Below are 14303 nucleotides of genomic sequence, written 5' to 3' on the forward strand. Positions count from 1 at the left end.
TGCCTCTTTTCACGGAAAGAGAAGGTGGAACACATGGAATTAGCAGAAATTCGCAACACCGCCGAGTGGATGGAAAAGAAACTCGACGAATATAAGGCATCACTCGACCTCGAGTCGAAGATTGCCCGGATCGAAGAACTTGAAAACGAGATGACGTACCCAGACTTCTGGAACAACCAGGAATCGGCACAAAAAGTCATCGATGAGTCGAACGGCTTAAAAGCGATGGTCGACAAATACAAAGAACTCGAAGCAGGTCACGAAAACGTTGCTTTGACGTACGAATTGATCAAGGAAGAGCCGGATGCGGATCTTCAAGAAGAGCTCGAGTCAGAACTTGGCGACCTTAAGAAGAAGTTCGAAGACTTCGAACTACAAATCCTCTTGAACGGCGAGTATGACGCAAACAACGCAATCCTCGAGTTACACCCAGGTGCGGGTGGTACCGAGTCACAAGACTGGGCATCAATGTTACTGCGTATGTACCAACGTTTCTGCGACAAGCAGGGTTGGAAAGTCGAAACGATGGACTACCAACCGGGTGATGAAGCAGGTGTCAAATCGGTCACGCTCCGTATTCAAGGGCACAATGCCTATGGATACTTAAAAGCCGAAAAAGGGATCCATCGTTTAGTCCGGATCTCACCGTTTGACTCGTCAGGCCGTCGTCATACATCGTTCGTCTCGTGTGACGTCATGCCGGAATTCAACGATGACATCGATATCGAAGTCCGTACAGAAGACTTACGGATCGATACGTACCGTGCCTCTGGTGCCGGTGGTCAGCACATCAATACGACGGACTCGGCTGTCCGGATCACACACGTACCAACAGGCGTCGTCGTCTCCTGTCAACAAGAACGGTCGCAGATCAAAAACCGTGAAGCAGCGATGAAGATGTTGAAAGCGAAACTTTATCAACGCGAAATCGAAGAGCAACAAAAGAAACTCGACGAAATCCGTGGTGAAAAATCGGATATCGCGTGGGGTAGCCAAATCCGTTCGTACGTCTTCCATCCATACAGCATGGTCAAGGATCACCGGACGAACTATGAAGTCGGGAACACGCAAGGGGCAATGGATGGTGACATCATGGGCTTCATCGATGCGTACCTCCGTCTCATGAATATGTAAGACAACCAACCAGTCGGACGATGTTCGACTGGTTTTTTGACCGTCAAAGGGGGAAACGTGATGAAGAAGCAAAGTCGGGTCAACAAACAGGCGTGGGAATACCGAGCACATGAATTTTGGGAGAAACGCGATGGAACGGTGAGAACATCCCGACCGAGTTCACGCTCCTCGCAACCAAACTACTTGAAGGGAGCAATAACTAATGATCATCCGTAAAGAAGGCTTCAAGGACGCCACGGGAATTCGGCTCGTCCATGAAGCGGCATTCGAACAACCAAACGAAGCGAATCTCGTTGTTGCGTTACGCGAGGAAGAAGCCGCGCAACCAGTCTTCGGTCGCGTCGCCGTGACTGATAAAGGAGAAATCGTTGGTCATGTCCTGTTGAGCCGGATCCATATCGATGACATCCCGTCGCTTGCCTTAGCGCCGGTCGGTGTCCTACCCACCTGGCAGCGAAAGGGTATCGGCTCTGAATTGATCCGTCAAGTGATCGAGGATGCGCGGGACGCCGGGGAATCCCACATCGTCGTCCTCGGTCACGACAGCTATTATCCACAGTTCGGCTTTGAACGGGCGATTGACTACGGTATCAAGCCGCCGTTCCCCGTTCCGCCGGAGGTCTTTCTCGTTCTTGCACTCGAACGGAATGGATTACGTGGCGTTAGCGGTATCGTTCGCTACAGTCCACCCTTTAGTGCGGTATAAAGGGAACACTGTGAGTTGTTCCGCCTGTCTAGTCGTTGTCTGACTTTTCCGCTAAAATGAAACACGAGAATCAATTGATAAGGGGAAATGGAATGTCATGACATCGACACGTCAGGAAGTCGTGCGCGATTATGCGTATTTGTTAATCGGGTCCTTGTTCGTCGCAAGTGCCTTTAGTTTATTTTTAGCACCGAACCAACTCGCCTCGGGAGGGGTCAGTGGCTTATCGATCGTCTTGAACGATTTGTTCGGGATCTCGCCAGGATTGTTCCAACTCGTCGCGAACGTCGTCTTGCTTGCGATCGGTTGGATGATCCTCGGGATGGGCTTTGGGGTCAAATCACTCGTCGGGTCGATCTTCTTACCGGTCGTCATTCTCGTATATGAGCGGTTCGATGTTCCGGCTGCGACAATGAATCCGATGCTTGCTGCAATCTTCGGTGGTGCCGGGGTCGGGATTGGACTCGGTCTGATCTTCCGGGGGCGAGCGTCGACCGGAGGAATGGATTTGATTGCGCAAATCCTGCATCGTTTCACGAAATTGCCACTCCATCTGTGTATCGCCTTGCTTGACGGCACGATCGTCATTAGTGCGGCGACGATCTTCTCGCTTGAGATTGGGCTGTATGCACTCGTCGCTTTGTTCATCACGATCAAGATGATCGACGTCGTCCAGCTCGGAATCACGAACGACAAACTTGCCTACATCATCTCCGATCAACGGGAAGCGTTAGTGAAGGAAATCTTCGAGACGCTCGATCGCGGGGCGACGGAGATCGAGGCAGCGGGAGCGTTCACTCGGACACGCAAACCAATGCTGATGGTCGTCGTTCGTCAAGGAGAAATCACGACATTAAAGGAAATCGTCAAACACATCGATCCATCGGCATTCCTCGTCGTCAGTGAAGCCCATGAGGTGCTCGGACTCGGGTTTACAGACGATAAACGCTACCGTAATGTGCCGTAATCGTTCTGAACTCGTGAAGTTTTTGTGAAATCACGCTTAACTCCTCCGGATAACGGTTATACTCTAACTAGGTCAGTAGCGTTTATGTAGATACTTACAAGAGGGGGATATCCGGATGAAGCTGAAAAACTTGTTACTCGCGTTAGGCTTAGGAACGACACTTGCGCTCGCGGCATGTGGTGGTAGTGACGATTCGAGTTCTGATGATTCATCGTCAGGCACGAAGGATGAGTCAACGATGAACGATGATTCGTCGAAGACACAATCTGGTGTAGATGCTGAGAAAATCTTCGCAACAAACTGTGCGACGTGTCATGGTAAAAACCTTGAAGGAAACGTCGGACCGAATTTGACGAAGGTTGGCTCGAAATATTCTTCAGAAGAGATTCAAAAAATCATCAAGAACGGGAAAGGGCAAATGCCTGCTGGTATCCTGAAAGATGATAAAGAAATCATGGCTGTTGCCGACTGGCTCGCTGCTAAAAAATGATTATGGGATATGATGGGGTACGAGATGACACACACGACATGTGTTCGTCATTCGTGCCTCTTTTTATGGTATAATCGCCTGAAATGACATTTGATTGTAATGTGCGTTCAATTTTGTCCCTGTTATAATGGTGGTCGGTAGGTTTTTGGACCTATTCATTCAGCATCAGTAAATAAGTAAGGATGTGAAGTACGTGATCAAGATGCAACGAATCAGTAAGATTTATCCGAACGGCGTCACGGCACTCCGTGAGGTCGATTTGACGATCAATCAAGGCGAATTCGTCTATATCGTCGGTCCGTCGGGTGCGGGTAAATCAACATTCATGAAAATGATGTACCGCGAAGAGAAACCAACGAGCGGTTCATTTTTGTTTAAAGGAATCGAAGTCGGTAAGTTGAAGAACCGTCAAATCCCCGAACTTCGTCGCCAAATCGGCGTCATCTTCCAAGATTTTAAATTACTCCCGTCACTGACGGTTTATGAAAATGTCGCCTTTGCGCTAGAAGTCGTAGGGGAAGACAAAGCACAAATCCGGAAGAAAGTACTCGAAGTACTCGATCTTGTTAAGCTCAAGCATAAAGAGCGCAACTATCCGGACGAATTATCTGGGGGCGAACAACAACGGATCTCGATCGCGAGAGCCATCGTCAACCGTCCGTCACTCGTCATCGCCGATGAGCCGACTGGAAACCTGGACCCGGATACAGCCTGGGAGATCATGGAAGTATTCGAAGAGATCTATCGCCGTGGGACAACGGTCGTAATGGCGACACACAACCGGGACATCGTGAACAAGATGCGTCATCGTGTCTTAGCGATCGATGGAGGAAAAATCGTCCGAGACGAAGAGAAAGGAATGTACGGCTATGAAGTTTAATGGATTCCGTCATTTACGGGAAGGGGCAAAAGGTCTCGTCCGGAACGGCTGGATGACATTCGCTTCTGTCAGTGCCGTTACCGTCACGTTACTTCTCGTAGGAATATTCGCGATGCTCATGTTCAATGTCAACAAGATTTCCGATAACGTCGAAAAAGACGTTGAAATCCAAGTGTTCGTCGAACGAGAAGCAGACCAGTCGAAGATCGATTCAGTCGGTGAAGCACTCAAGCAGATGCCGGGTGTCGACTCCGTTCGTTACAGTTCGAAAGAAGAAGAACTGGACCGCTTCAAGGAGCAACTTGGCGAAGGTTCCCAGGCCTACCAGTCGGTTGAAAAGGATAATCCGCTTCATGACCGGTACATCGTCAAAGCTACCTCACCAAAAGAGACAGAAACACTTGCAAATTCCATCAAAAAAATGGAAAATGTAGATAGTGTCGAATACGGTAAGGAATATGTTAAAAAGATGTTTAGTTTCCTTGAAGGAGTTCGGATCGGTGGAATCATCCTGATCGTCGGATTGACGTTCATGGCGATGTTCCTCATTTCGAACACGATTAAAGTCACGATCTTCTCCCGTCGCCGGGAAATCGAGATCATGCGCCTCGTCGGAGCGAAAAACGGATTCATCCGTGCCCCATTCTTCGTCGAAGGATTATTGATGGGCATATTAGGTGCCATCATTCCGATCGTCGTCGTCTACTTCGGTTATGAAGTCTCCTACAATGCGATCCAACCCCAACTTTCTACCGTGAATGCGGGAATCTTCTCGTTGATTCCACCAGGTGAATTGTCGGCACAAGTCGTCTTAATCCTGCTCGGACTCGGTGCATTCATCGGTGTATGGGGATCAACGACATCACTCGGTCGTTTCTTGAAGATTTAAATCAGTTACTCAAAAATAAAATAGAGGAGAGATGCTTCTCATGAAAGTCCGATTCTATTCTGCCGTCCTGAGCTTAGCTTTGATTGGAACTAGTGTGTCCGTTGATGCCACGTCTAAAGAAGATTTGCTGAAGGAACAACAGGAGGTCGAAAGCCGTCTGAAAGAGACGGAACGATTACAGAATCAGACATCAGAGAAGTTGATCTTGACGAAACAGGAGCGTAAGGAAGCCCGTGCGCAACTGAATGAAGTCAACAGCCGTTTGGATGATTTAGCGCTTAAGATAGCCGATCAACAAGCGGCTGTTGCTGCATCTAAAGAACAATTGCGTCTGACGGAAGCAGCGATTTCCGAGACACTCAAGGAACTGCACCAGCAAGAAGAGTTGCTTGGAAGCCGATTGCGTGCCGTCCAGCAAAAAGGGGACGTCAAATACATCGAGGTCTTGCTCGACGCAAAAGACTTTGGTGATTTGATTTCGCGCTTCAGTACGGTCAGTGAGATCATCAAACAAGATGATCATGTCTTACAAGCTTACAAGGGGAACGTCAAACAACTGAGCGAACAACGGTCGGAACAAGCACTATTGCTTGAAAGCGTGAAACGGGAACAACGCAAGCTCCTTGTGCTCCAGACGCGGATCATCGCGGAGTCCGAACTGAAGCGTAAGCTCGTCGTCCAGTTGAACACGAAGGTCAAGGAACTGCAACAAGAGCAGTTCTCTAAAGCCGAGGAGGCAGAAATTCTCGCGGATCAGCGCCGTCTGATTCAAAATGAATTGATTGCCCTGCAAGAAGCCGAACGGAAAGCTAAAGAAGAAGCGAAACGGAAAGCGGAAGAAGCGGCGCGGGCAGCAGAAGCAAAACGTCAAGCGGAAGCGGCAGAAGCGGCACGTGCGGCAGAGGCGAAAAAGAAAAAATCCGATGCTCCAAGTGCGGAACCGATCATTCCTGAAGTCGAGTCACCGACTGCGACACCGGAGCAACCGGCAGATGCCGTGACGAGTCGTCCGTTCCATTTACCGGTTCAAGGATATGTCTCGTCGCCGTTCGGTCCCCGGAACAATCCGTTGACAGGAAAGCCGGAGATTCATAAAGGGATTGATCTCGTAAATGCAAAAGGAACACCGATCCATGCGGCGGCAGGTGGTATCGTTCTACGAGCCGGTAGTGCAACAGGTTACGGGAACGTCGTCATGGTGACGCATTTGATCGATGGACAGGTCTACACGACCGTCTATGCACATCTCGATTCGATCAGCGTCTCCGCCGGTCAAACAGTCATGCCGGGTAAGACGGTCGGTACATTAGGTACAACGGGCTGGTCGACAGGTCCGCATTTGCATTTCGAATTGCATAAGGGAGAGTGGGCAGTCGGACAACCGAATGCAGTTGACCCAGCACCGTACATCTTTTGACATCCCACAGAATACTGAAAAGATAGGGTAACCTATCTTTTTTTGCTATACTGAAAAAAATAATGCGTTTTTAATGGAAGTGGGGAATCAAGCGTGAAAAAATCTACAACAGCAGTGATTGCGGTCAGTACCTTCGGGCTTGGTTTAGGGGCAGGTGCCGTCGGTATGTTAGCGGCTGGCGGAACAGATTCCGTTGCAACGCAGTCATCATCTTCGAATGCGACTGGTGATTGGAAAAAAATCGACCAGGTCCGGCAGATGATCGAACAAAATTATCTAAAAGACGTGACAGATAAAGAGTTACTCGATGGTGCGTTATCTGGCATGACAGAAGTGCTTAACGATCCATATTCCGTTTATATGGATGAGTCGGAAACGACCTCGTTCAACACGAATCTGTCGTCTTCGTTCGAAGGGATCGGTGCGACGCTTGAACAAAAAGGTGAGTCGATCGTCATCGTCTCGCCGATCAAAGGATCACCTGCTGAAAAAGCTGGTATCAAACCAGGCGACGTCATCCTAGAAATCGATGGTAAGTCGACAAAAGGTCAAAAGACGGATCAAGCCGTTAAAAAAATTCGTGGTGAAAAAGGAACGAATGTCGTCCTGACGATTCAGCGTAGCGGACAAGACGCAATGGAGATCACGATTAAACGCGATACGATTCCAATCGAGACGGTCTATACGTCAACGGAGAATGTCAACGGCAAGAAGATCGGTGTCTTACAAGTAACACAGTTCTCGGAACCGACAGCAGAAGAGTTCGAGAAGGGGTTGACGAAACTCGAGAGTCAGAATATTGATGGACTCGTCATCGACGTCCGCGGAAATCCGGGTGGTCTTTTGACGGCCGTCTCGAAAATGATCGCTCCGTTCATTCCGAAAGACGTGCCGATTTATCAGGTCGAGAACAATAAAGGCGAGCGCCAGCAGGAATTCGGGAAGGCAGACGAGAAGAAACCATATAACATCGTCGTCTTAGAAGACGGCGGATCGGCCTCAGCGTCCGAGATCCTTGCAGCCGGACTGAAGGAAGGAGCTGGCGCCGAAGTCGTCGGTACGAAGTCGTTCGGGAAAGGGATCGTCCAAAGTGCGTATGATTTGAAGGACGGTAGCGACCTGAAGTTAACGACGAACAAATGGCTGACACCAGACGGAAACTGGATCCACAAAAAAGGGGTCAAGCCGACGGTCGAAGTCAAACAACCGGCGTACTTCAACGTCACGAAGATTTTGACTGATCAAAAGTCACTCGCTGTCGGCGATTACGGAAAATCAGTCGAGAATGCCCACCTCGTCCTCGAAGCGATCGGTTATGAGCCAAAAGGACAGGACGGCTATTTCGGTGACACGATGAAACAAGCTGTCGAAGCTTTGCAAAAGGATGCGAAACTTGACGTCACTGGAAAAATCGATCAGCAGACAGCGGGTGAGATGGAGACGCGTCTCCTGAAGAAACTCCAGGACGATAAGAATGACGTCCAGCGGAAAAAAGCACTCGAGGTCGCTGCTCAATAATAAGGAATGGAAAGAGGTCTGAATGCGCGTGGAATTACTCGATGAAATTGGTTGGACCGCGATTAGTCTCATCGCCAGTCCGACCTTGTGGTTAGCACTCCTTGTCAGTTGGGTCATCGGCATCCGGCGTGTCAAACGGGAACGCGGACTGTTTCGCTCCCGGACACACGGTAAACGAAGCGATGTCCTCGAAACACTTTTACCAGGCCTACTCGTCGGTCTCGTCTTGTCCGTCGTCAGCGGATGGCTCGGATTGACAGTGACACCGCAGTACGCTCTACTGTTGCTTGGACTTTCGAGCGTCCTGTTGTTGGTCGGGATCGTTCGTTTGAACCTGCCACTCTGGCCGATCTTCTTGCTTGGACTGACCGGCTGGTTCCTAATGGATTCACGTCTTGACTCGATCCGAGCGGTCGAGCCGAAGATGGTTTTATTACTTGCAACGTTGACGCTCGTCGCGGAATGTCTCCTCGTCTGGTGGCGCGGGCAGCGGCGTCTGTCACCGTCACTCGTCGTCTCGAAGCGTGGTCGCTTCATCGGTGGGCTGTCGGCAAATAAGCTTTGGCTGTTGCCGTTGCTTGTCTTTGTTCCGGGTGACGTGCTTGAAGCCTGGTGGCCACGTTACAGCTTCCCAGAGCTCGTTCCGATCGTTCTTTGGTTACCGATTGGTTTCAGCTTCCTCTTTACGGGTAAGTTGCCGAAAGAATTGATGCGTCCGCTCGTTCAAGGACGTTTGATCACGAGCCTCGTCGCGATTCTATTGACGGTTCTTGCATACGTCACCGGACAAGCTGAATGGCTGTACGGGATCGTCTTGTTGCTCGTCCTGCACATTGTGTTGCATCAGCGGGTCAAACGCTTGAACCGGGCACAGACACCGTTGTTCCTCAATGGAACGCGTGGTGCCGTCATTCTTGGAACGCTACCTGATAAACCGGCTGCTGAGATGGGCTTGATTCCAGGTGAAGCGATTTATAAGGTCAATGGTGAGAAAGTCGATTCGGAAGCATCGTTCTACGAAGCCATCCAAAAACACAAACCGTATCTGCGTCTTGAAGTCATGAACCATAACGGTGACATCCGGTTTGCGCAACGTGCCTTTTATGAACAAGATCATCATGAACTTGGTATCCTGTTCGTCAACGAGCCGGTCCATGGTCGCACTAAAGTGCGGTCCTTACATTAACGAGTACATCCCTGTCACGGAACAGCCGTGACGGGGATTTTTTTGTTGGCAGAAAAATCGAGGATCAACACTCGAAGCAAAAAGAAACTTTTGCATTTTCGAAAAAAAGGGTAACTTCCTAAAAGGAGCACTTCATAATCGAATGTTTGTTCGTAAAGTGGTACAATAAAAATAGATTTTTTAACGTGATGAGGGGGAAGCAAACGATGGATTTTGAACTCGTTTCACCATTTGAACCAGGCGGTGATCAACCGACGGCAATCGAAAAATTGGTGACTGGGCTAAAACAAGGCGAACGACATCAGACGTTGCTTGGGGCGACCGGTACCGGGAAGACGTTCACGGTCTCGAACGTCATCAAGGAAATCAAGAAACCGACGCTCGTCCTTGCCCACAACAAAACACTAGCGGGACAACTCTACTCGGAGTTCAAGGAATTCTTCCCGAACAATGCGGTCGAATACTTCGTTAGTTTTTATGATTATTACCAACCGGAAGCGTACGTCCCATCGACGGATACGTTCATTGAGAAGGACTCTTCGATCAACGATGAAATCGATAAGTTGCGTCACTCGGCAACGTCCGCCTTGTTCGAACGGGAAGACGTCTTGATCGTCGCGTCCGTTTCGTGTATCTATGGTCTCGGTAACCCGGAAGAGTACAACAACCACGTTTTGTCACTGCGTGTCGGCAATGAGATGGGGCGAAACGAGATGCTCCGTCGTCTAATCGACATTCAGTATGAGCGTAACGACATCGACTTCCAGCGCGGACGGTTCCGCGTCCGCGGAGACGTCGTCGAAATCTTCCCGGCGTCACGCGACGAACAGTGTGTCCGGGTCGAGTTCTTCGGTGACGAGATTGAACGGATCCGTGACATGGATCCGCTGACAGGTGAGATCGTCGCGGACCGCGAGCACATCTCGATCTTCCCGGCGTCCCACTTCGTGACGGGGGATACCCGTCTACAGAAAGCGATCGCGAACATCGAGAAGGAACTTGAAGTGCAGCTTGCGAAGTTACGCGAAGACAATCAGTTGCTTGAAGCGCAACGGCTCGAACAACGGACGAACTACGATCTTGAGATGATGCGTGAGATGGGCTATTGTTCCGGAATCGAGAACTACTCGCGTCACTTGAACTTGATGCCGGAAGGGGCAACACCGTATACGTTGCTTGATTACTTCCCGAAGGACTTCTTACTCGTTGCCGATGAGTCACACGTCACACTGCCGCAAATTCGCGGGATGTATAACGGAGATCAGGCGCGGAAACAAGTCCTCGTCGATCACGGTTTCCGTCTTCCGTCGGCAAAAGACAACCGTCCGTTACGGTTCGAGGAGTTCGAGGAAAAAATCAGTCAGGCGATCTATATCTCGGCGACACCAGGACCGTATGAACTCGAACATTCGAAAGAGATGGTCGAGCAAATCATCCGTCCGACCGGTCTCGTCGATCCGACGATCGAGATTCATCCGATCACGGGACAAATCGATTACTTGATGGATAACATCCGTGACCGGGTCGCGAAGAACGAACGTGTTCTCGTGACGACACTGACGAAGAAGATGGCAGAAGACTTGACCGATTACTTGAAAGAGAATGGTGTCAAGGTCAACTATATGCACTCGGAAATCAAGACGCTGGAACGGATTGAAATCATCCGTGACTTACGACTCGGGAAATATGATGTCCTCGTCGGGATCAACTTATTACGAGAAGGACTCGATATTCCGGAAGTCTCACTCGTGACGATTCTTGATGCCGATAAGGAAGGCTTCCTCCGGTCGGACCGTTCGCTGATTCAAACGATTGGTCGGGCGGCGCGGAACGCGGAAGGACACGTCATCTTGTTTGCCGATAAAGTCACCGATTCGATGCAACGCGCGATCGATGAGACGGAACGCCGTCGCGCGATCCAGATGGCGTTCAACGAAGAACATGGCATTACGCCGCAGACGATCAAAAAAGACGTGCGTGGTGTCATCAGTACGACAATCGAGAGCGACGATACCGTCGAAAAACTCGAGAAGTTCAACAAACTCAAAAAACCGGAGCGTGAAACGTTGCTTGAACAGCTTGACCAAGAGATGCGTCAAGCGGCGAAAGACATGCAGTTCGAGCGAGCTGCTGAGCTCCGCGACCTCATATTAGAATTGAAAGCAGGTGCCTAAGTTGGGAGAAAAGAAGAATCAGATTATCATCAAAGGCGCTCGCGTCAATAATCTACAAAACATCGATGTCGAAATCCCCCGCGATCAGCTCGTCGTCTTGACGGGCTTGTCCGGGTCAGGGAAATCGTCGCTTGCCTTCGACACGATTTACGCTGAAGGACAACGGCGTTATGTCGAAAGTCTGTCTGCCTATGCCCGCCAGTTCCTCGGACAAATGGATAAACCGGATGTCGATACGATTGAAGGACTGAGTCCGGCAATTTCGATCGATCAAAAGACGACGAGTAAAAACCCTCGTTCGACGGTCGGAACGGTCACAGAGATTTATGACTACTTGCGTCTGTTATACGCACGGATCGGTAAACCAATCTGTCCGAATCACGGAATCGAGATTTCGAGTCAGACGATCAGTCAGATGGTTGACCAAGTGATGGAGTTGCCGGAACGGACCCGTCTGCAAATTCTCGCGCCGATCGTTTCCGGACGCAAAGGAACGCACGTCAAAGTGCTCGACGATTTGAAGAAGGAAGGTTTCGTCCGCGTTCGTGTCAACGGAGAGACGATGGATCTCGCCGAAGAAATCACGCTTGAGAAAAACAAGAAGCACTCGATCGAAGTCGTCGTCGACCGTGTCGTCGTGCGACCAGACGTCGAAGCCCGTCTTGCGGACTCACTGGAGACTGCACTTCGCCTCGCGGATGGTCGGGTCATCGTCGATACGATGGACGGCAACGAACTGTTGTTCAGTGAACATCACGCTTGTCCGATCTGTGGTTTCTCGATCGGTGAACTCGAACCACGAATGTTCTCGTTCAACTCACCGTTCGGTGCTTGTACGTCATGTGACGGACTCGGAACGAAGCTTGAAGTCGATGTTGATCTCGTCGTACCGCATCCCGATAAGTCTTTGAACGAAGGAGCGATCGTGGCGTGGGAACCGACGAGTTCGCAGTATTATCCACAATTGCTCAAAGCGGTCTGTGACCACTTCAAAATCGATATGGATACACCATTCGAACAGTTACCGGAAGAGCAGCGCGAGATAATTTTAAACGGAAACACGAAGGAAGAGATTCATTTCCGTTATGAGAACGACTTCGGTATGGTCCGAAATACAAACCTCTACTTCGAAGGGGTCCTCAATAACTTACAGCGTCGCTTCAAGGAGACATCGTCTGATTATATCCGGGAACAGATGGAAGGCTACATGGCGAAGAAAGCCTGTCCGACGTGTAAAGGACACCGCTTGAAACGGGAATCACTCGCCCTCAAAGTATCCGATCACCATATTGGTGAAGTGACGAAGATGTCTGTTAAACAAGCAGTTATGTTCTTCGACGAACTGCCTGAGAAGTTGAGTGAGAAGGATCAGACGATTTCGCGGATGATCGTTCGTGAGATTCACGAACGGGCGTCGTTCCTCGAAAACGTCGGTCTCGATTATCTGACGATCTCACGCGCAGCCGGTACGTTGTCCGGTGGGGAGGCGCAACGAATTCGTCTCGCGACACAAATCGGTTCGCGTTTGACGGGTGTTCTCTACGTTTTGGATGAGCCGTCAATCGGTTTGCACCAACGCGATAATGATCGTCTGATCAATACGCTGAAGGCGATGCGTGACCTCGGCAACACGCTGATCGTCGTCGAACACGATGAAGATACGATGATGGCAGCCGACTACTTGATCGATATCGGACCAGGTGCCGGGGATCATGGTGGATTTGTCACAGCAGCCGGAAAACCGGAAGAGTTGATGCAGGATGCGAACTCGCTGACCGGTCAATATTTGTCCGGGAAAAAATTCATCCCTGTCCCGTCGACACGAAAAGAGCCGGACGGTCGGATGCTCCATATCCACAAAGCATCGGAAAACAACCTGAAGAACGTTGATGTCGACATTCCGCTTGGTCTGTTCGTCGCCGTCACCGGTGTCTCGGGATCCGGAAAATCGACGTTGATCAATGAAATTCTCTATAAGACGATTGCGCACGAGATGAACCGGGCGAAGGAAAAGCCAGGTGCTCATAAAGGAATCACGGGTCTAGAGCAAATCGATAAGGTCATCGACATTGACCAATCGCCAATCGGACGGACACCACGTTCGAACCCTGCAACGTATACGGGTGTCTTCGATGATATTCGGGACGTCTTTGCTTCGACGAACGAAGCGAAACTCCGTGGTTACAAAAAAGGACGTTTCAGTTTCAACATCAAGGGTGGACGCTGTGAAGCGTGTCGTGGCGACGGGATCATCAAGATCGAGATGCACTTCTTACCGGACGTCTATGTTCCGTGTGAAGTCTGTCATGGTAAACGTTATAACCGCGAAACACTCGAAGTAAAATATAAAGGCAAAACGATTGCCGACGTGCTTGAGATGACGGTTGAAGATGCACTCGCCTTCTTCGAGAACATTCCGAAAATCACGCGGAAACTGCAGACGATCGCTGACGTCGGTCTGACGTACATGCGTCTCGGTCAACCCGCGACAGAACTGTCTGGTGGGGAAGCGCAGCGTGTTAAACTGGCGTCCGAGTTGCATAAACGCTCGACTGGGAAGACGATCTATATTCTCGATGAGCCGACGACGGGACTCCACGTCCATGATATCGCGCGTCTGTTGAAAGTCTTACAACGTCTCGTCGACAATGGTGATACGGTGCTCGTCATCGAACACAACTTGGATGTCATCAAGACGGCCGACTACTTGATTGATCTCGGACCTGAAGGGGGCGACGGTGGCGGAACGATCGTTGCTGCCGGTACACCGGAACAGATTGCTGAAGTTGAAGCATCTTATACGGGACGATACCTCGCACCTGTCCTTGAACGCGATGCGGCACGAATTGAATCGTGAAACTTTTGTGGATGAGGATTCGTAGGAAGGAACTAAGGGAACTTAAACGAAAGTATCATGTAACACACGTTTGAGGTTCAAGAAT

The 14303-nt window shown here is 50.1% G+C and carries 12 protein-coding genes; all 12 read left to right on the forward strand.

Annotated elements, in window-relative coordinates; translation table 11 throughout:
* The first annotated feature begins 33 nt into the window (after window positions 1-33).
* The 12 genes from prfB (at window position 34) to uvrA (ending at window position 14218) form a co-directional block, all read left to right on the forward strand.
* Window positions 34-1134: a peptide chain release factor 2 gene (gene prfB, locus HZS85_RS01790; protein WP_023469245.1), complete on the forward strand. Its 1101-nt coding sequence runs from the start codon at window positions 34-36 to the stop codon at window positions 1132-1134.
* A gap of 60 nt (window positions 1135-1194) precedes the next feature.
* Window positions 1195-1350 carry a hypothetical protein gene (locus tag HZS85_RS01795; RefSeq protein WP_214852503.1) on the forward strand — a complete coding sequence of 52 codons (156 nt, stop codon included), beginning with the start codon at window positions 1195-1197 and terminating at the stop codon, window positions 1348-1350.
* Window positions 1337-1840, forward strand: a complete 504-nt coding sequence (locus tag HZS85_RS01800) for a GNAT family N-acetyltransferase (protein ID WP_214852509.1) — start codon at window positions 1337-1339, stop codon at window positions 1838-1840. Before HZS85_RS01795 ends, HZS85_RS01800 begins: the two co-directional genes overlap by 14 nt.
* A gap of 97 nt (window positions 1841-1937) precedes the next feature.
* On the forward strand, window positions 1938-2807 hold the full coding sequence (locus HZS85_RS01805) for a YitT family protein (RefSeq protein ID WP_023469242.1): 870 nt from the start codon (window positions 1938-1940) through the stop codon (window positions 2805-2807).
* Between the two features lie 115 nt (window positions 2808-2922).
* A complete protein-coding gene (cccB, locus tag HZS85_RS01810) occupies window positions 2923-3297 on the forward strand; it encodes a cytochrome c551 (protein WP_214852511.1) in 375 nt (124 codons plus the stop codon).
* Window positions 3298-3490: 193 nt separating this feature from the next.
* A complete protein-coding gene (gene ftsE / locus HZS85_RS01815; protein WP_035410018.1) occupies window positions 3491-4177 on the forward strand; it encodes a cell division ATP-binding protein FtsE in 687 nt (228 codons plus the stop codon).
* Window positions 4167-5066, forward strand: a complete 900-nt coding sequence (gene ftsX / locus HZS85_RS01820) for a permease-like cell division protein FtsX (RefSeq protein ID WP_214852513.1) — start codon at window positions 4167-4169, stop codon at window positions 5064-5066. Before ftsE ends, ftsX begins: the two co-directional genes overlap by 11 nt.
* A gap of 40 nt (window positions 5067-5106) precedes the next feature.
* Window positions 5107-6483, forward strand: a complete 1377-nt coding sequence (locus HZS85_RS01825) for a murein hydrolase activator EnvC family protein (protein ID WP_214852515.1) — start codon at window positions 5107-5109, stop codon at window positions 6481-6483.
* A gap of 93 nt (window positions 6484-6576) precedes the next feature.
* Window positions 6577-8001 (forward strand): S41 family peptidase, encoded by a 1425-nt coding sequence (locus HZS85_RS01830; protein ID WP_056062985.1) that lies wholly within the window; start codon window positions 6577-6579, stop codon window positions 7999-8001.
* A 22-nt stretch (window positions 8002-8023) separates the two neighbouring features.
* Window positions 8024-9187 (forward strand): PDZ domain-containing protein, encoded by a 1164-nt coding sequence (locus HZS85_RS01835; protein WP_214852517.1) that lies wholly within the window; start codon window positions 8024-8026, stop codon window positions 9185-9187.
* A gap of 206 nt (window positions 9188-9393) precedes the next feature.
* Window positions 9394-11361 carry an excinuclease ABC subunit UvrB gene (gene uvrB, locus HZS85_RS01840; protein WP_214852519.1) on the forward strand — a complete coding sequence of 656 codons (1968 nt, stop codon included), beginning with the start codon at window positions 9394-9396 and terminating at the stop codon, window positions 11359-11361.
* 1 nt (window position 11362) lies between these two features.
* Complete coding sequence (gene uvrA, locus HZS85_RS01845; protein ID WP_214852534.1) at window positions 11363-14218, forward strand: excinuclease ABC subunit UvrA; 2856 nt, start codon at window positions 11363-11365, stop codon at window positions 14216-14218.
* The last annotated feature ends 85 nt before the right edge of the window (window positions 14219-14303 follow it).

It is taken from the genome of Exiguobacterium sp. s130 (assembly GCF_018619055.1).
Lineage (GTDB): Bacteria > Bacillota > Bacilli > Exiguobacteriales > Exiguobacteriaceae > Exiguobacterium_A.